The 17,976-nt window shown below is 43.6% G+C and carries 13 protein-coding genes and 1 pseudogene; 2 read left to right on the top strand and 12 right to left on the bottom strand.

The window, feature by feature from the left end:
- Positions 1–95: 95 nt before the first annotated feature.
- A complete protein-coding gene (gene serB, locus BW947_RS00855; RefSeq protein ID WP_076496431.1) occupies positions 96–1,079 on the bottom strand; it encodes a phosphoserine phosphatase SerB in 984 nt (327 codons plus the stop codon).
- A gap of 64 nt (positions 1,080–1,143) precedes the next feature.
- On the opposite strand from serB, the gene BW947_RS00850 reads away from it, so the two are divergent.
- Positions 1,144–2,121 (top strand): AhpA/YtjB family protein, encoded by a 978-nt coding sequence (locus BW947_RS00850; protein WP_244153211.1) that lies wholly within the window; start codon positions 1,144–1,146, stop codon positions 2,119–2,121.
- 128 nt (positions 2,122–2,249) lie between these two features.
- Here the strand turns inward: BW947_RS00850 and deoD are convergent, their stop codons facing one another.
- From deoD to pnp, 11 genes and pseudogenes are all read right to left on the bottom strand, one after another.
- Entirely contained in the window at positions 2,250–2,960 is a 711-nt protein-coding gene (deoD, locus tag BW947_RS00845; protein WP_076496429.1) for a purine-nucleoside phosphorylase, read from the bottom strand.
- Positions 2,961–3,052: 92 nt separating this feature from the next.
- Positions 3,053–4,267 (bottom strand): phosphopentomutase, encoded by a 1,215-nt coding sequence (locus BW947_RS00840; RefSeq protein ID WP_076496428.1) that lies wholly within the window; start codon positions 4,265–4,267, stop codon positions 3,053–3,055.
- 9 nt (positions 4,268–4,276) lie between these two features.
- On the bottom strand, positions 4,277–5,608 hold the full coding sequence (gene deoA / locus BW947_RS00835; RefSeq protein ID WP_076496427.1) for a thymidine phosphorylase: 1,332 nt from the start codon (positions 5,606–5,608) through the stop codon (positions 4,277–4,279).
- Positions 5,609–5,792: 184 nt separating this feature from the next.
- A complete protein-coding gene (gene deoC / locus BW947_RS00830) occupies positions 5,793–6,563 on the bottom strand; it encodes a deoxyribose-phosphate aldolase (RefSeq protein WP_076496426.1) in 771 nt (256 codons plus the stop codon).
- A gap of 422 nt (positions 6,564–6,985) precedes the next feature.
- Entirely contained in the window at positions 6,986–7,825 is an 840-nt protein-coding gene (locus tag BW947_RS00825; protein WP_076496425.1) for a nucleoside-specific channel-forming Tsx family protein, read from the bottom strand.
- Positions 7,826–8,172: 347 nt separating this feature from the next.
- Positions 8,173–9,471, bottom strand: a complete 1,299-nt coding sequence (locus BW947_RS00820; protein ID WP_076496424.1) for a NupC/NupG family nucleoside CNT transporter — start codon at positions 9,469–9,471, stop codon at positions 8,173–8,175.
- 176 nt (positions 9,472–9,647) lie between these two features.
- A pseudogene (locus BW947_RS00815) lies at positions 9,648–10,411 on the bottom strand (TatD family hydrolase).
- A gap of 9 nt (positions 10,412–10,420) precedes the next feature.
- Positions 10,421–10,621: a hypothetical protein gene (locus BW947_RS00810; RefSeq protein ID WP_076496423.1), complete on the bottom strand. Its 201-nt coding sequence runs from the start codon at positions 10,619–10,621 to the stop codon at positions 10,421–10,423.
- 81 nt (positions 10,622–10,702) lie between these two features.
- The gene (gene prfC / locus BW947_RS00805) at positions 10,703–12,283 is read right to left on the bottom strand and encodes a peptide chain release factor 3 (RefSeq protein ID WP_076496422.1); all 1,581 of its coding nucleotides are present in this window, start codon (positions 12,281–12,283) and stop codon (positions 10,703–10,705) included.
- A gap of 99 nt (positions 12,284–12,382) precedes the next feature.
- The gene (nlpI, locus tag BW947_RS00800) at positions 12,383–13,285 is read right to left on the bottom strand and encodes a lipoprotein NlpI (RefSeq protein WP_076496421.1); all 903 of its coding nucleotides are present in this window, start codon (positions 13,283–13,285) and stop codon (positions 12,383–12,385) included.
- Positions 13,286–13,477: 192 nt separating this feature from the next.
- Entirely contained in the window at positions 13,478–15,574 is a 2,097-nt protein-coding gene (pnp, locus tag BW947_RS00795) for a polyribonucleotide nucleotidyltransferase (RefSeq protein WP_076496420.1), read from the bottom strand.
- A gap of 196 nt (positions 15,575–15,770) precedes the next feature.
- On the opposite strand from pnp, the gene BW947_RS00790 reads away from it, so the two are divergent.
- Positions 15,771–17,816, top strand: coding sequence for a putative bifunctional diguanylate cyclase/phosphodiesterase (locus BW947_RS00790; protein WP_076496419.1), 2,046 nt, complete (start codon positions 15,771–15,773; stop codon positions 17,814–17,816).
- Positions 17,817–17,976: the final 160 nt, after the last annotated feature.

The raw sequence follows: 17,976 nt of genomic DNA, 5'->3' as shown, positions 1-17,976 counted from the left end.
AGAGCCATTACTCTAACTATTGCCTTAGTCTTATATTCAAAGTCTATGCCCAAAGCCTTATAGCCAAAGTCTTACTCCAACTGATATCTAACGGTTTACATTTGTAAAAGGTACGGCAAAACCCGCAAATCTAACTGACGAATATTCGCATCCGCGGCCGCCGCAAGCTTAGGTTTTGCATGAAAAGCAATACCAAAATCAGCGGCCATCACCATAGGAATATCATTAGCGCCATCGCCAATAGCAACTCTCTGGCCTTTGGCTATGTTCCACTGCTCGCTGCAACGCTCAACCACATCTGCTTTAAACTGCGCGTCCACCACTTTGCCCGTAACTTCCCCAGCAAGTTTTCCGTTAGTAATCACTAACTCATTCGCAAAGGCGGCATCGAGGCTTAGCAGCTGCTTTAAATGACCAACAAACGGTGTAAAGCCACCAGATGCAACAACTAAACGCCAACCATGGGATTTGAGTTCCACTAACATAGGCTCAAGCCCTGACATCAAAGGCAAGTTAGCGCACAAGGTCGATATAATATTGGCATCGGCACCTTTAAGCTGCGCCACACGTTGACGCAGGCTCTGTTCAAAATCCAGTTCGCCTTGCATGGCGCGCTCCGTTATCGCCGCTACGCGCTCACCTACGCCCGCCATTGCCGCTAATTCATCAATACACTCTATTTGAATTGCCGTTGAATCCATGTCCATGACCAGAAGGCCGGGATGATTCAAACGGGGTAAAGCCAACGTGATCACATGTAGCTCAGCGACAGACAGGGGAAATGCCTCGAGTTGCGCCTGTGATAAAGGGCTAACCAGTGCCAACTCGATACAATGTAAACCAACTTGGCGCTCAATATCGCTAATGCCGATAACATGAGAGGACTGAGCCAGCAGGGCTATCCACGCCGATAAACTCACCTGTGCTGATGTATCTTGGTAGATAATTCGTAAACGCGAGGTATCAGCAGGTATCGCTGACTCCTGATAACGTTCAAACACTTGCCCTTGGCGTTCAAACCTTAGGGAATGATCAGCAGCTAACCACAAAAAAAGCGTATCTTGATTCAAGCTTTCCATCTGACTTAAATTCTCCAACTATCGGGCTTACTCAGAATCAATTATGATTAGGCAAGCGCTCTACATGTTAAGGGTCAAAGTGTTATATCTTAAAGGGCTAAAGAAAAGCCATAAAATCAGTAGGCTGATCCAAATAGCTGTGGCATTCGCCCTCATCATCGGCCTAGTGCAACTGTGGCAAACAAGCCTACTACAAGGTCAGCTGCTTCTAAAGAGCCAAACTCAAAAGATGGCAAGATTACTGGTGCAACAAGCCGCTTACGGTGCAGCCCCCGCGCTACAGTTGCAAAATGATGAGCAGCTCCAATGGCTTGCTAGTGCTTTAGTGGAAGATCCTAAGGTGATGTCCGCCGCTATCTTCAGCGACCAAGGCATACGGTTATCCTTCGCCCAAAGCATTACCAACGAGGTGATCGATCCTGACTCCGAAGAAATGAATTTGCTGCTCAGCAAATACCCTCCTTATGTGGAGCCTGTGCTGCAAGAGGGTAAAAACTTAGGCTATGTCGAAGTTAGGCTGGACACCAAATTATTTTTTAACGAAATCAAAGAGGTTCATAATTTAAATATGGAACAGCAGCAAATTATGCTGCTCATTGCAGGCTTGATTGGTATGTTGCTTTCACGCTCTTTATCTTTTAAACGTGCTGACTTCGATCGCCGTCGTACTCGCGTTAAATTACGTCAAACGCCTAAGCACCCTAAGAAAGAATCCACCATTAAAGAGCCTGATAAAATAGTGCAGCCAATCGAGAGCTTGCCCGCAGCGGAAAAAGTGGCTGCGCACACTGAGACACAAAAAATAGTAAAAGAGGCCGCCGAGATGCCCAATCAAGCAAACGTGCAAACAAAGGCGGCTAAAGCATCAGTAAAGGCACAAACGAATGACCAAGTTGAAAGCGCCACTGATGACGCGAGGAAAACAGCACCCATTAAGGTGAAACCTAAAGTGAAAACAGTCCGCCGCGTAAGCCATGTAGCGAAAGGTAGCGCAGAAGCTCAAGCCTCAATAAAGCCCAGCGATACCGACCCAACGGGCTAGCGGGAAATCACTAAACCTAAGTCACTAAACCTAAGTCACCGCAGATAAATAGATAACACGCTAGAATTGACATAAAAAAGGGTTCGCAATGCGAACCCTTTTTTTAATAGTCACTAACTACGGCATAATTACAGCGTAATAGCGGCTTCTAATGTCATGATAATCATGTCATTGAATGTGGTTTGACGCTCTTCAGCAGAGGTTTTTTCACCAGTGCGGATGTGATCAGATACAGTCACAACACACAGAGCACGAGCACCAAATTCATGGGCTACGCCGTATAAACCAGCCGCTTCCATTTCGACGCCGAGTACGCCCATCTTTTCCATCACGTCGAACATTTGTGGATCAGGCGTGTAGAATAAATCCGCAGAGAAAATGTTACCTACGCGAATTTTAGTGCCTCTGGCTTTGGCAGACTCAATAACTGCATTCATCAGCTCATAGTCAGCAATGGCAGCAAAGTCTTGGCCTTTAAAACGTAAACGGTTAACCGCTGAGTCAGTACAAGCGCCCATACCGATGATCACGTCACGTACTTTAACGTCTGTGCTAATGGCACCACAAGTACCTACACGGATCAGGTTTTTAACGCCATAATCACGAATCAATTCAGTTGCATAAATTGAGCATGAAGGAATGCCCATGCCTGAACCCATTACTGAAATACGTTTACCTTTATAGGTACCTGTAAAACCAAGCATGTTTCGAACATCAGTCACTTGCTCAACATTTTCTAAGAATGTTTCAGCAATATATTTTGCACGTAATGGATCGCCTGGAAACAACATAGTTTCAGCGAATGCGCCCTCTACAGCATTAATGTGTGGTGTTGCCATCGAAATAACCCCTGTTTATATTATTAAGACTTAAGTCTTTGTTTACTGGCGGCAAATGTTAGCCGCCAAATCGAACTGAATACTAATCTAGCCTATAAAAACGATTCGCCGTAGGCCATAGGCTCAAGCTTAAAGTGACTCGCAATAGATTGGCCAATATCGGCAAAGCTGTTACGACGACCCAAAGAGCCTGCTTTCAATCCAGCGCCAAAAGCTAATACTGGCACATATTCACGGGTGTGGTCGCTACCCGGCCATGTTGGATCGCAACCGTGATCCGCAGTTAAAATCAGTAAATCATCTTCACCTAATAATGCCAGCATTTCAGGTAAACGGGCATCGAAATATTCCAACCCCTTAGCATATCCCGCTACATCGCGGCGATGGCCATAATGAGAGTCAAAATCGACAAAGTTAGTAAACACGATCGTGTTATCGCCAGCAGATTTAACTTCGGCTAACGTCGCATCGAAAAGAGCTTCAAGGCCATTTGCCTTCACTTTTTTAGTGATACCGCAATATGCATAGATATCGGCAATCTTGCCCACACTCACCACTTCACCACCCGCATCTTTTAGCTTATCTAAGACGGTTTTTGCTGGTGGCTCAAGCGAATAATCTTTACGGTTACCAGTACGAGCAAAGTCACTTGGGCCAGTACCATCAAATGGGCGGGCAATGACGCGACCTATATTATAAGGCTCTAACTCTTCACGGGTAATTTCGCATAAACGGTAGAGGTTTTCTAAACCGAAGGTTTCTTCATGACAGGCGATTTGGAATACTGAATCGGCTGAGGTATAGAAGATAGGCATGCCAGAGCGCATATGCTCTTCGCCTAACTCTTCTAAAATAGTAGTACCTGAGGCATGGCAGTTCCCTAAGAAACCTTCTAGGCCAGCACGGGCTAAAATTTTATCGGTTAATTCTTTAGGGAAAGAATTTTGATGCTCGCTGAAATAACCCCACTCAAATAGTACGGGTACACCCGCCATTTCCCAGTGACCGCTCGGAGTATCTTTACCTGAACTTAACTCCTGTGCATGACCATAAGCACCAATCAGTTCAACATTATCGCTAAACCCAGGGGCAAAGGCACCCGTACTTTCCATCGCGGCATGGCCTAAGCCTAAGCGCGATAAATTAGGTAATTTAAGTGGACCTTCGCGGCCAATATCAGCTTTGCCTTCAGCACAGGCCTTGGCAATATGACCAAAAGTATCGGAACCGACATCACCAAAGCTTGCTGCATCTGCAGAAGCACCGACTCCAAAGGAGTCCAACATCATAATAATGGTACGTTTCATAATCTTTCCTTAAAGATCCGATGCACGAATATAGGCATAGATCTCAGGTGTTTTTTCTGGAGCAGTTTCACCAATGTGAATCGCTTTTTTCACCGCGGCTTCTGCTTCAGCGAAGGCGGCTTCAGACTGTGCGTGGATAACGGCAATCGGAGTCGAAGAATCCACTTTATCGCCTAAGGCGCACACTTGGGTTAACCCAACACTATAATCGAGTGCATCACCAGGCTTACGGCGGCCACCACCTAGAGTCACCACAGCTAAACCAAGCTCGCGAGTATCCATGCTATAGGCATAACCTTGCATATCAGCAAAAACAGGACGAATGATTTGTGACTGAGGCAGGTATTTACTGTAGTTTTCAACAAAATCAACCGGACCACCCAGACCCGATATCATCTTGCCAAAAATTTCAGCTGCGCGGCCATTATCGAGTACACGATTTAATTTAGCGCGAGCGTCAGCTTCATTACTTGCAAGACCACCAAGCAGCAACATTTCAGCGCAAAGGCCCATAGTGACTTCATACAAGCGTGGATTACGGTAAACCCCCGTTAAAAAGTCGATGGCTTCTTTCACCTCAACGGCATTACCAGCACAAGATGCAAGCACTTGATTCATATCAGTAAGCAAAGCTGTAGTTTTAGTACCCGCGCCATTAGCAACGGCGGCAATACTGCGAGCTAATTCTTCAGATGCCTCATAGGTCGGCATGAAAGCCCCGCTGCCGACTTTTACATCCATCGCCAGTGCGTCTAAATTACAAGCTAATTTCTTAGACAGAATCGATGCTGTGATAAGGGAGATAGATTCAACAGTCGCGGTATTATCGCGGATAGAATAGAAACGTTTATCAGCAGGAACCAGATCGCCCGTTTGACCAATAATGGCCACACCGACCTCTTTAACCACTTTGCGGAACAACTCACTTGAAGGCTCGGTTTGATAGCCTGGAATAGCATCAAACTTATCCAGAGTTCCACCAGTGTGGCCAAGGCCGCGCCCCGAAATCATTGGTACATAACCACCACAAGCCGCAGCCATAGGGCCAAGCATGAGGCTAATCACATCACCCACACCGCCAGTGCTGTGCTTATCGATAACAGGGCCGTTGAGTCCCAATGATTGCCAATTGAGCACAGTGCCAGAATCACGCATTGCGGTTGTTAATGCGATTCTTTCATCCATATTCATGTCATTAAAGTACACGGCCATGCCCAATGCAGCAATCTGACCTTCAGACACGGTATTGGCGGTGATACCTTGAACAAAAAACTGTATTTCTTCAGAACTTAGCGCTAAACCGTTACGCTTTTTACGAATAATCTCTTGAGCTAGAAACATGATACTGCCTCCAAGATAGGCACCAGCAATAGAATTACTAGTGCTTACCTTTGCAATGAAAAATCAAAACTGTAGCAATATTACAAATTCATACTATCGAAGTTTTGAGTTCGCCAAATAGATTTAGGTCACACTTAATTAAGTTCGCTATACGCTGGTCGTATTAATCAGCGCTATATAACGATTAATAGCCTTGAGTTGGCTTAGGTGCATCAGCTAATTCTAAGGTATTTAACAAGCTATTAAGTAAGCTTGACGCGCCGAATCTAAAGGTACGTGGAGTAATCCAATCAGCACCTAAAATACGTTCCGCAACACCCAAAAACTCTGCAGCTTGGGCAGCATCACGCACACCACCGGCAGGCTTGAAGCCTACTTGGGTATTCTTCTCGCTGATCACGGTCAGCATGATTTCAGCCGCTTCAAGCGTGGCATTTACAGGCACTTTGCCGGTAGAGGTTTTAATAAAGTCAGCACCCGCATCGATTGATAATTCAGACGCACGACGGATAAGCGCGGCATCGGCTAATACACCAGATTCGATAATGACTTTTAGTAACACTTCACCACAGGCTTCTTTACAGGCTTTAACGAGTTCAAATCCAACGGTTTCATTGCCTTCCATCAGCGCGCGATAAGGGAATACCACGTCAACTTCGTCAGCGCCATAAGCAACGGCAGCGCGGGTTTCTAACACTGCAATAGCAATATCATCGTTACCATGGGGGAAATTAGTTACCGTGGCGATTTGGATATCTTCAGCACCGAGCTCATCTAAGGTTTTACGTGCAATAGGGATGAAGCGAGGATAAATACAAATAGCAGCAGTATTGCCCGCAGGTGTTTTCGCTTTGTGGCATAAATCGATGACTTTTTGATCGGTATCATCGTCATTCAACGTGGTTAAATCCATTAACTCAATGGCGCGTTGTGCCGTTTTTTTTAAATCAGTCATAATTGCTCTCCAAAATAAAATGAAATGAAATGAATAGAAATGAGTTGCACAAAAGCAACGCTTAAGAGGTGGCATTATTTGATTATTGTTATATGGCCGGGCCTTCAGGCGGTGCCGAGTAATTTGCTGTTACAAACTATCTTGTAGTAGGTATTCAATCTTGCCTAGCCCTAAAGCGCAATAGGCATCCTGACACTTAAATAACGCATAAGTGACCACGACTTGAATCCTTGAAGACCGGAAGAGAGGAGACGAATAAAATCTTGTTCCTACTTTTCCGCGAAAAATCCATTTTAGCGCGAGAAAAACGTAAACCTTTATATAAACGCATTGTTTCGCGTAATAAGCTTAGATAAAGACTCAAGAGTAAAACAAAAATGGAGCCGCATAATGCGGCTCCAACAAGCAAGGATTACAAGAGATTAGAACTTGTAAGTAGCTGACAGGTAGTGTGACCAACCTGTTGATTCTAGAGCTAGTGCACCAGCACCATCTTCTAACAGATAGACGTCTTTAAAGCCTTTCAAGCCATAGCCCAGAGCGTAACGATCAGAGTGCCAGTATAGGCCAAAGAATGCGTTACCACCGTTAGTTGTTTTTGGTACGAAAGCAGTTTTGTCTTCGTCAGCACCGAATTGATAATCAACGTAACCTTGGAATGCTATGAAGCTCTTATTATCGAAGAAGTAGAAAGGCTTGAACCAGTTAGCAGAGAACTGGTAACCATTCCATTCTTTTGCGTTCATGTCGTAGTAGCCGTACAGGTTCATACCTGTTTTGCCTAACCAAGGCACGTTTACGTCAGCACCTACACCCCAGAATGTAGAGTTAACACCTTCACCGACAAGGCCATCCCAGTTAAACAGAGTTGAGAAGTAAACTTCTTGGATTGGACCAAAAGATAAATCTTTGCCAGTCAGCGCATCGATAGATACACGTGGTGCAAACTTCATGAAAATTTTGCTTGAACCAGAGCCAGGGTTCTTATCACCATGGCTTGATGTTTCATTAGCAAGGTTAAATATATCAACATAGCCATATAAATCGAATACACCAGAACGGCCGCCAAATTCCATTTCTAAATAGTTATGTTGATCGCCAGACGCTGGGTTCTCTGGTTTTTCACCAATAGAGTACATAGCGTTGAACTGCATCCACTTGTAATCAGTACCATGAAGATCAGTACGATCAGCGGCAAATGCGTTACCAGAGATTGCTGCTACGGCAGTAGCGGCTAAAGCTAAAGTTTTAACGTTTTTCATCATCAACCCCATTTATCTTATTTACTACCATCGAGGGTAGCGTTCTTTTTGTGGCGTTTGCATTTTACCTAAATTAAAGAAAACCTCAATAATCTAGTGCAAAATCACAAACACAAAATTCTTAATTGTGAACAAAGTCGCGACTTCGGCATTACGATTAATTAACTCAACCGTAGTTACACGACATTTAAGACAGAACGACAGCGACATTTCAGTTGCATTCTGTGTTTTTCAATTGGATAAACTATTCACTACAGGAATCACTACTGGAAAATGGTTGAATTAACTTAGGCCCTGCCCTGCATGGTCAGGACCTAGTTAGTGGGGTGTGTTACCCCAGGTCAGCCTTAAACTAAGCTTAAGAACAGACCAGCAATTGTTGCACTCATTAAGTTAGCTAGAGAGCCGGCGATAACCGCACGGATACCCATTCTTGCTAAATCATGACGACGAGTTGGTGCCATTGAACCTAAACCACCAAGCAAAATTGCAATTGAAGACAAGTTAGCAAAGCCGCACAGTGCAAACGAAATAATCGCTTGAGTTCTGTGTGACATCACAGCTTGTGTTTCAGCAACACATAATGGCAAACCTTTAGTTACTTCTGCAGCGACAGCAGTACAAGCGGTTGCAGCATCAGAAATGTAAGGAGCAAAGTTTAAATAGGCAACAAATTCGTTAATAACGATTTCTTGACCAATGAAAGAACCTGCTATAAATGCTTCATTCCATGGCACACCAATAAGGAATGCTAAAGGCATAAACACATAACCAAGGATCAATTCGAGTGTCAATTGTGGGTAACCTACCCAGCCACCGATACCACCAATGATACCGTTTGCCATTGCAATTAAACCAACGAAAGCTAACAACATAGCACCAACGTTAAGTGCTAAGTACATACCTGATGAAGCACCTGCTGCTGCTGCGTCTAACACGTTGGCTGGTTTGTCAGGATCTTCTGGCAAATCGCTCATGTCATTTTTAGCAACTTCAGTTTCAGGGTGCATCAGTTTCGCCATTAACAGGCCACCTGGTGCTGCCATGAATGAAGCGGCAACTAAGTATTCGATAGGTACACCCATCTGCGCGTAACCAGCCAATACTGAACCCGCGATTGATGCCAAACCACCGACCATGATCGCAAATAGCTCAGATTGCGTCATTGTAGGAATGAATGGGCGAACCACTAATGGCGCTTCAGTTTGACCAACGAAGATGTTAGCTGTTGCTGACATTGATTCTGTACGGCTTGTACCTAATGCTTTTTGTAAACCACCACCAATAATACGGATGATCCACTGCATAATGCCTAGGTAATATAAAACCGCGATCAAAGAAGAGAAGAACACGATTACAGGCAATACGTTAACAGCGAAAATAAAGCCAAGTTTGAAATTAGCTAAATCGCCGAACAGGAAGCCAATACCATTTTGTGCATAACCAATAACGCTAGATACAGCATCAGACATACCTTTCAGAATGTCTTTACCAATGGGAACGTACAAAACAAAACCACCAAAGGCAGCTTGAATGGCTAACGCGCCACCCACTGTACGCACGCTAATTGCTTTTTTGTTATTCGATAGGAGGAAACCTATCGCAAGCAGGGTGACCACCCCTACTAAACTCATCAATATATTCATTAACCATCACCCTATTGTTAACACTTTTTAATTATGTTGTTAATCAACCTATTTCCGAGTCAGATTATACCCGAGGCAAAGTCGAAAATCGTCGTTTTGATCATATTTTTGGAGTTTAATTTCAACTGCTTAGTGTTCCCCACTAGTGCGACCTACACCTGTTTAATTAAAAACAATTAAAGGTCAAACAGTTGCACTGAATTTGACATCAAGTGTTCTGATACTAGAACACTTGTTTTTTTTGCAAAGTTGCAATTTTGTCTATAAATAGTACAAGGTTAGCGGGTTGATTACGTTTTTCAATTACATTTATAGGTGCCATTGCGGGAGAATCAGTCTCAAGTATGAAGCTATCGAGAGGTAGATCACATACGGTTTTGAGTAATTTTTTGGCATTAGGATTCATGATCAAACCGCCGATACCTAATTTAAAGCCTCGCTTAAGATACTCAAGCGCAATGTCTGTACTGCCAGAAAAAGCATGTATCACGCCACCTCTAGGTAATGGATGCTTTTTTAGACAGGCTAAAATCTCTGCATGGGCTTTTACGCTGTGAATAATAATCGGCAAATTTACCGACTGAGCAAGCTTGAGCTGCGCCTCAAAAACCGCCAACTGTCTTGGCCAAGTTGACGCATAAAGCTTATCTAAGCCACATTCACCAATAGCAACAAAACGAGGACATTCGAGTAACGCTGACACTTGAGATGTTAATGCAAAGATACTCGCATCAACATCTTCAGGGCAGAACCAAGGATGTATGCCCAGAGCATAATAAAATTGGTATTGTTCTGCGACTGCGAGTTGTTTTTGCCAATGTTTAGGGGAGACACCAGGGATGATTAAATTATCAATACCGACACTGTGCATTCGTAGCACTACATCGCTGCGGTCAGCATCAAACTCAGCAAAATCGATATGCGCGTGGGTATCTATCATAAAACTATCTCACTCGGATGGCGTAGTGTCGCTCGAATGCGCTTTGCTGAGCGGAGTGCTTTGAGCCTGTGCTGTAATTTTAGAAGATTTAATCACTAGTGGTGGATCTTCAAGACGCGGCATACAACAACGACGATTTTCAGGCGTGAGTCCCATATGATCACACCACTGAATATAAGCTCGCCATGCTTTAATTACCCAATTGGTCATAAGAGTGCTCAGTACAGTCAATGAGATACAAAAATGGCGGTAAATTACCGCCATTTAGCTAATCACAATAAATATAATCGATTAATGCTCGCGGGTTTTAGTGAACTCTATATCTGGATAACGCTCCATAGAGAGGTTCAAATTCACCATCGTTGGCGCAATGTACGTTAAGTTATCGCCACCATCGAGTGCAAGGTTTTGGCTACACTTACGGCGGAAATCTTCAAGTTTACGTTCATCTTTGCAGTAAACCCAACGTGCCGTTGACACGCTAATTCCCTCGTAAATCGCTTCAACATTATATTCACTTTTTAAACGTCCAACGACCACTTCAAATTGCAGCACACCCACGGCACCTACAATTAAATCGTTGGTATCGAGCGGACGGAATACCTGCACCGCACCTTCTTCTGATAACTGCATTAACCCTTTAAGCAACTGTTTTTGCTTAAGCGGATCGCTCAGACGAATGCGGCGGAACATTTCAGGGGCGAAGTTAGGCACACCAGTAAAGCGAAACTTTTCGCCTTGAGTAAAAGTATCACCAATACGAATCGTGCCATGGTTATGCAGGCCAATAATATCACCAGGATAAGCTTCTTCAGCACGCTCACGGTCGCCCGCCATAAAGGTTAAAGCGTCACTAATACTGACATCCTTACCAATACGTACATGGTGCATTTTCATGCCCTGCTCATAACGACCAGAACACACACGCATAAATGCGACTCGGTCACGGTGCTTAGGATCCATGTTTGCTTGTATTTTGAAAACGAAACCGGTGAATTTATCTTCATCTGGCATTACTTTACGCACATCACTGTCACGCGGTAATGGCTTAGGCGCCCACTCAACAATTCCATCGAGGATATGATCCACACCAAAATTGCCCAAAGCGGTACCAAAAAACACCGGTGTCAGCTTGCCTTGAAGAAAAGCATCATGATCAAATGCATGTGATGCGCCGCGCACTAATTCCATTTCATTACGCAGATCAACAGCGTAACTCCCCAGAACCTTATCTAGCTCAGGGTTATTAATCCCTACAATCGCTCGGCGCTCTTGAATGGTATGACCCATACCGCCTTGATACAACACCACTTCATCACGCAGTATGTGGTAAATGCCTTTGAATTCTTTACCGCTGCCAATAGGCCAGGTAATAGGTGCACAGGCGATATTAAGCACATCTTCGACTTCATCCATCAAATCGATAGGATCACGAATATCACGGTCTAGTTTGTTCATAAAAGTCACAATCGGCGTATCACGCAGACGCGTCACTTCCATTAACTTAATGGTACGAGCTTCAACACCTTTTGCCGAATCTATCACCATAAGGCAGGAGTCAACAGCCGTTAGTGTACGATAAGTGTCTTCAGAGAAGTCTTCGTGGCCAGGCGTGTCGAGTAGGTTAATGAGGGCGCCAGCATAGGGAAATTGCATGACGGATGTAGTAATAGAGATACCACGATCCTTCTCCATTTCCATCCAGTCAGACTTAGCATGCTGACCCGATTTTTTACCTTTAACGGTACCCGCCTTTTGCAAAGCGTTGCCGAATAACAGCACTTTCTCGGTAATGGTTGTTTTACCCGCGTCGGGGTGCGATATGATCGCGAAGGTGCGACGTTTATCGACCTCTACTTTATTGCCTGACATGTTAACCTATGCACTAGTATCGCTAAAAAGGCGCAAATTATAGCGCCTCAGTTCAAGCTTGGCTAGGCAAAGCCCGAGATGAGCTCGGGCGAAAGGAGGTTATTTTGTGGCTTCGAGTAAATCTTTTACCTTAGCCAGTTCAATTCGTGCATATCGGTGTTCAACAAAATCATGGATATTGGTTGCCAACGCCAGGCGGAAATAGTTGGCAGCATCTTGATACTGCTCCATCTCTATCGACATTTTAGCGAGATAAAAATAAGCCTCACATAAACGTTCAGCATATTCTTTAGGATGGGTTAGCCCTTCTTTAGCCGCAGTAAACACCTGTTCACGGCTTTTTTGACCTAAATAATAATCAACAATTACGCTAGACCAAGCATCGTTATCTAAATGCTGACGATTCTCCATGAGCTGTTTTTTAGCTGTAACTACATCGTCTTTTGATTCAACTAAATACAACCATAATGCGCGATAGCCGTCGGTATTATCGCCTGCGTAAAATGCTTGCATATCTTTAGTGGCTAAATCATTACGCCCACCATAGTACAAGGCAATACCACGATTTAAATAAGCATAATCATAATTAGGCGCGAGCTCTAATACGCCATCAAAGGCTTCATAGGCACTGTCAAACTCGCCTTCTTGGGTGTAATAAATTCCAAGAAAATTATAGGCATCTGCGAGATCCGGTTGTAATTTCAACGCTTGAATAAAATCAATACGTGCAAGCAGCCTTAAACCCACACTGTCGTAGATCACTCCGCGATCGTAGTGAAACCTTGCTCTTTGTTCATTACTTAATTCGACAGCAGACAAAATCTCATTTAGCTTAGCTAACGTGACTTCTACTTTATAATCTGGCATCACGGGGGCTATAACCAATTTACCTTCAACATCATTTTGGTTATCTAAAGGAGACTGGGTGGTAGCGCATCCGGCTAACAACAGACTGGCGCCCGCCAGCACAGCAACGACAGCGGTTCTAATTTTAAGACTCATCCATTTCTACCTTTTTAGATTCCCAACATACGCAGAAGAATGTTCATGATAGCAATCCCATCACAGGACTGCTATTGGGGAATTGAGATTAATACTGAGTTTCTGAATATCAAAAACAAAAAAGGAGATCATTCGATCTCCTTTTTATGCAATCACTTAAAAAGTATCTGCTGATAATAAGTCAAAGAATGACTATTCAGCGGCTTCTTTAGTTTGTGCTTCTTTGATTGATAGACGTACGCGACCTTGACGATCCACTTCCATAACCTTAACAGCTACATCTTGGTTCAATACAAGATGATCAGACACGTTAGCTACACGCTCATCACTGATTTGTGAAATGTGCACTAAACCGTCTTTGCCTGGCAGAATGTTAATGAAAGCACCGAAATCAACGATACGGATAACCTTACCCGCGTAGATACGACCGACTTCAACTTCTGAAGTGATTTCTTCGATACGACGAATCGCTTCTTTCGTTGCTTCGCCATTTGAAGATGCGATCTTCACTGTACCATCATCTTCCAATTCAATCGTAGTACCCGTTTCTTCAGTTAAAGCACGGATAACTGCGCCGCCTTTACCGATAACGTCACGGATTTTTTCTGGATTGATTTTGATAATAGTAATACGTGGAGCATGATCAGAAATATCATCACGGTGTGAGCCAATCGCTTGATCCATCACATTCAGGATATGCACACGTGCGCCATAGGCTTGTTGCAGTGCGATTTCCATGATTTCTTTAGTGATACCTTCAATCTTGATATCCATCTGCAGTGCAGTAATACCACCACGAGTACCGGCTACTTTAAAGTCCATGTCACCTAAATGATCTTCATCACCTAAAATGTCAGAAAGAACAACAAAATCATCGCCCTCTTTTACTAGACCCATAGCAATACCGGCTACAGACGTCTTGATTGGTACGCCCGCATCCATCAGTGCAAGTGAAGTACCGCAAACTGATGCCATAGAGCTTGAACCGTTAGATTCAGTGATTTCAGATACAACGCGCACGCTGTATGGGAATTCTGCAGCTGAAGGCATAACGGCTTTCATACCGCGCCAAGCTAACTTACCATGACCGATTTCACGGCGCTTAGGCGAACCCACCATGCCAGTTTCACCGACAGAGTATGGAGGGAAGTTATAGTGCAGCATGAAACGGTTAGTACGCTCGCCCATGATGCTGTCAATCTTCTGTGCATCACGCTCAGTACCTAAAGTACAAGTCACTAGCGCTTGAGTTTCACCACGGGTGAACAATGCACTACCGTGAGTACGTGGCAATACGCCAGCTAATACACTTAAAGCACGGATCATATCAGGTTCACGACCATCGATACGTGGTTCGCCACGGATGATACGACCACGAACAACTTTCTTCTCTAGGCTACCCAGTAAGTTGTCTACTTCACGTAAATCAACATTAGGATTGCTCGCTAACAAGGCTTCTTTTGCTGCGGCTTTAACCACAGAAACTTGAGCATAACGATCTTGTTTAACTTGGATTTTATACGCATCACCTAAACCAGCTTCAGCAAGCGCTTTAATTTGGGCAACTAAATCGGCATCTTGTACTGGTGCAGTCCAATCCCAAGTTGGTTTACCAGCTTCTGCTTTAAATTCAGCAATCGCTTTGATAACCACTTGTTGTTGATCGTGACCGTAAACAACAGAACCTAACATCACTTCTTCTGGTAATGCTTGGGCTTCTGATTCCACCATTAATACTGCGCCAGCAGTACCAGCAACCACTAAATTTAGTTGGCTAGTGGCAAGTTGCTCAACACTTGGGTTCAACACGTATTCGCCATCAATGTAACCCACACGTGCAGCACCCAAAGGTCCGCTAAATGGAATACCAGAAATCGCCAGTGCCGCAGAAGTACCAATCATAGAGATAATATCTGGTTCGATTTGTGGATCGACAGATACTACCGTAATGATGACTTGGACTTCGTTTTTGAAACCATTAGGGAAAAGAGGGCGAATTGGACGGTCAATCAGACGAGCGATTAATGTCTCATCTTCTGAAGGACGGCCTTCACGCTTAAAGAAACCACCAGGAATTTTACCGGCTGCGTAGGTTTTTTCTTGATAGTTAACAGTCAGAGGGAAAAAGTCACGACCAAGATCTGCTTCTTTTTTACCAACAACAGTGACTAACACTGTCGTGTCACCCATACTTGCTAAAACGGCTGCATCAGCTTGACGCGCTATAACACCTGTTTCCAGGGTGACTGTATGTTGACCATACTCAAAACTCTTTACAATAGGATTCACGTGACCCATTCCTTAATTAATGACCTTGAATTACGCGCGTAAGTATACTGCAATTCGCCGCAATAGAGAAAGAGTAGATAATGGTGACAAAGGCTTATCTTTTAACTAAAGTGGATAAATCAACAAAGAATTGTGTTTAAAGCTGAAATAAAAAAATAATTATCTCCTACGGCGAAAATAATAAAGGGCTAGCTTAATGACAAGTCGTTTTAAATCGTTGACCTGGAAACAAACTAATCTAGTTGTTTTTACAGCCTTATTTTTTGCTATTGTCATCTTTATTATTGAAATAGCCCTCGCCGTCGTTTCGACTAAACAACAACTCACGACGACTCAGCAAGAGCTTTTAAATTCAGTAGAACAACCCGCCGCGAATGCCGTTTGGGCTTTGGATGATAATTTAGCGCGCCAAACCCTAGAAGGAGCCATAAAAGTTGAGCATGTAAGCTCAGCAGTAATTGAGCTTGATGACGGGTCGATGTTTGTTTCCGTCAGTAATAACAAAAAAAATGACTCTCTCACCTTCACCAGTATCGGCAATAAACTATTTAATAACCTGAAAGAGATTTCTCGCCCTCTTTATCGCCCTTTTTATTTTGAAGGGACTCAAAAACAGCAATTAATAGGCACTCTAACGGTTTTTTACGATACCCAAGAGCTCACTAATAGTCTTTTTTCTCAGTTACAATTTAGCTTTTTTGCCACTCTCATCCGAGCACTATTACTCACTTTAGTTCTTTCTGTAGTATTCCATCGCTTCTTGACCCAGCCGATTGCCCGTATAAGTGAAGCCATTGATAAAATTGATCCTGACTCGCCAGACGAAAATCTATTGCCGATCTCTAATGCCCATGAAGACGATGAGCTAGGTTTAGTGACCACAAAATTTAACCAAATTCTGATTCAATTTAGCCAAACCCAATCTAAACTTCGAAAAATGGCGACTCGAGATCCTCTCACTGGATTGCCTAACCGCACATTATTACTCGAAACTATCGCCGTCACGATTCAACGCTCGCGCCTACAAAAACGCAGTTTTGCACTGATGTTTATCGATTTAGATCGTTTTAAAAATATCAACGATTCACTGGGACATACCTTAGGCGATCAGTTTCTCGCGCGCATTGCTCGGATGCTGGAGCGTTTTGTGGGCGATAAAGGTACTGTTTCACGTTTAGGTGGAGATGAATTTGTAATTTTAGCTGACACGATCCATAGCCCAGATGAAGCGGCTGATTTTGTTAGGAAGTTGCTGATACAACTTAATATTCCGATACAACTCAATGAACACGCAATTCATCCAGCAGCCTCTATTGGTATCTCTATTTACCCCGAAGATGGCAGCACAGCAGAGGATCTTATTCGGCATGCTGATATTGCCATGTATAGCGCTAAAGCCGCGGGTTCTAACCAATGGGCTTTCTTTAAAGAACAAATGACTGAACGTGCAGCGGTACGTTTACGCACTGAGGCTTCATTACACGATGGCTTAAAAAACAATGAGTTTTTGCTATATTTCCAACCCAAACTTGACTTGCAAACTGGCAAAGTTGTCAGCTGTGAAGCGTTAATTCGCTGGCAAAAAGACGGCCGGCTCATCAGTCCAATTTCTTTTATTCCAGTAGCCGAAGAAACAGGGATCATTATTCCGATTGGTCGCTGGGTGATAGAACAAACCTGTAAAGTATTACGAGAATGGCAAAAGAAATATAACTATGCCATACCAATTGCGATTAATGTTGCCTCGCAACAGTTTGCTGATGCCAGCCTAGTACCGGATATTAAACAGATGGCGCTGCGTTACCAAATTCAACCTGAGTTACTGGAAATTGAGATTACTGAAACATCGTTAATGAATGATATTGAGTTAGCCATTGTTAAGCTTGAACAGCTTAAATCCGCCGGCTTTGGCATCGCTGTTGATGATTTTGGCACCGGTTATTCATCACTATCTTACCTACGTCATTTGCCTATTACGACGATGAAAATCGACCGCTGTTTCGTGTCCGATTTGCCAGAAGATAGCGCAATTGCTTCAACAATTTTAATGTTAGGTAAACAGCTTAATTTAAAAATTGTGGCTGAAGGGATTGAAAATGAGCAACAGTTGGATTGGTTAAAGGAAAATCAGTGTCAAATTGGTCAAGGATTCTATTTTAGCCAACCATTGCCACAAGCGGAATTTGAAGCTTTGTACATTGCAACCCAAACAGTAACCGTCAGCGGCTTATACCGTAGCTAGTTAGAGTTCTAACGCACTCTTTTTTAAATACCTTACGGGTATAATGATTTCAGGGACAGCAGCGTGAACATTAAATATAAAATCGATTATGCAATTATGTGTGACAACCTTACGTAGATTGAGCGTTAGTTTTAGGCAATAAAAAAGGAGGCTAAGCCTC

The organism is Shewanella morhuae (genome assembly GCF_900156405.1).
GTDB lineage: Bacteria > Pseudomonadota > Gammaproteobacteria > Enterobacterales > Shewanellaceae > Shewanella > Shewanella morhuae.
The sequence above is the reverse complement of the archived record's forward strand: the minus strand, read 5'-3'. Positions and strand labels throughout refer to the sequence as shown.

Coding starts and splice junctions, on each gene's coding strand:
- serB (WP_076496431.1), bottom strand. CDS start 1,079: ATGGAAAGCTTGAATCAAGATACGCTTTTTTTGTGGTTAGCTGCTGAT.
- BW947_RS00850 (WP_244153211.1), top strand. CDS start 1,144: ATGTTAAGGGTCAAAGTGTTATATCTTAAAGGGCTAAAGAAAAGCCAT.
- deoD (WP_076496429.1), bottom strand. CDS start 2,960: ATGGCAACACCACACATTAATGCTGTAGAGGGCGCATTCGCTGAAACT.
- BW947_RS00840 (WP_076496428.1), bottom strand. CDS start 4,267: ATGAAACGTACCATTATTATGATGTTGGACTCCTTTGGAGTCGGTGCT.
- deoA (WP_076496427.1), bottom strand. CDS start 5,608: ATGTTTCTAGCTCAAGAGATTATTCGTAAAAAGCGTAACGGTTTAGCG.
- deoC (WP_076496426.1), bottom strand. CDS start 6,563: ATGACTGATTTAAAAAAAACGGCACAACGCGCCATTGAGTTAATGGAT.
- BW947_RS00825 (WP_076496425.1), bottom strand. CDS start 7,825: ATGAAAAACGTTAAAACTTTAGCTTTAGCCGCTACTGCCGTAGCAGCA.
- BW947_RS00820 (WP_076496424.1), bottom strand. CDS start 9,471: ATGAATATATTGATGAGTTTAGTAGGGGTGGTCACCCTGCTTGCGATA.
- BW947_RS00810 (WP_076496423.1), bottom strand. CDS start 10,621: ATGACCAATTGGGTAATTAAAGCATGGCGAGCTTATATTCAGTGGTGT.
- prfC (WP_076496422.1), bottom strand. CDS start 12,283: ATGTCAGGCAATAAAGTAGAGGTCGATAAACGTCGCACCTTCGCGATC.
- nlpI (WP_076496421.1), bottom strand. CDS start 13,285: ATGAGTCTTAAAATTAGAACCGCTGTCGTTGCTGTGCTGGCGGGCGCC.
- BW947_RS00790 (WP_076496419.1), top strand. CDS start 15,771: ATGACAAGTCGTTTTAAATCGTTGACCTGGAAACAAACTAATCTAGTT.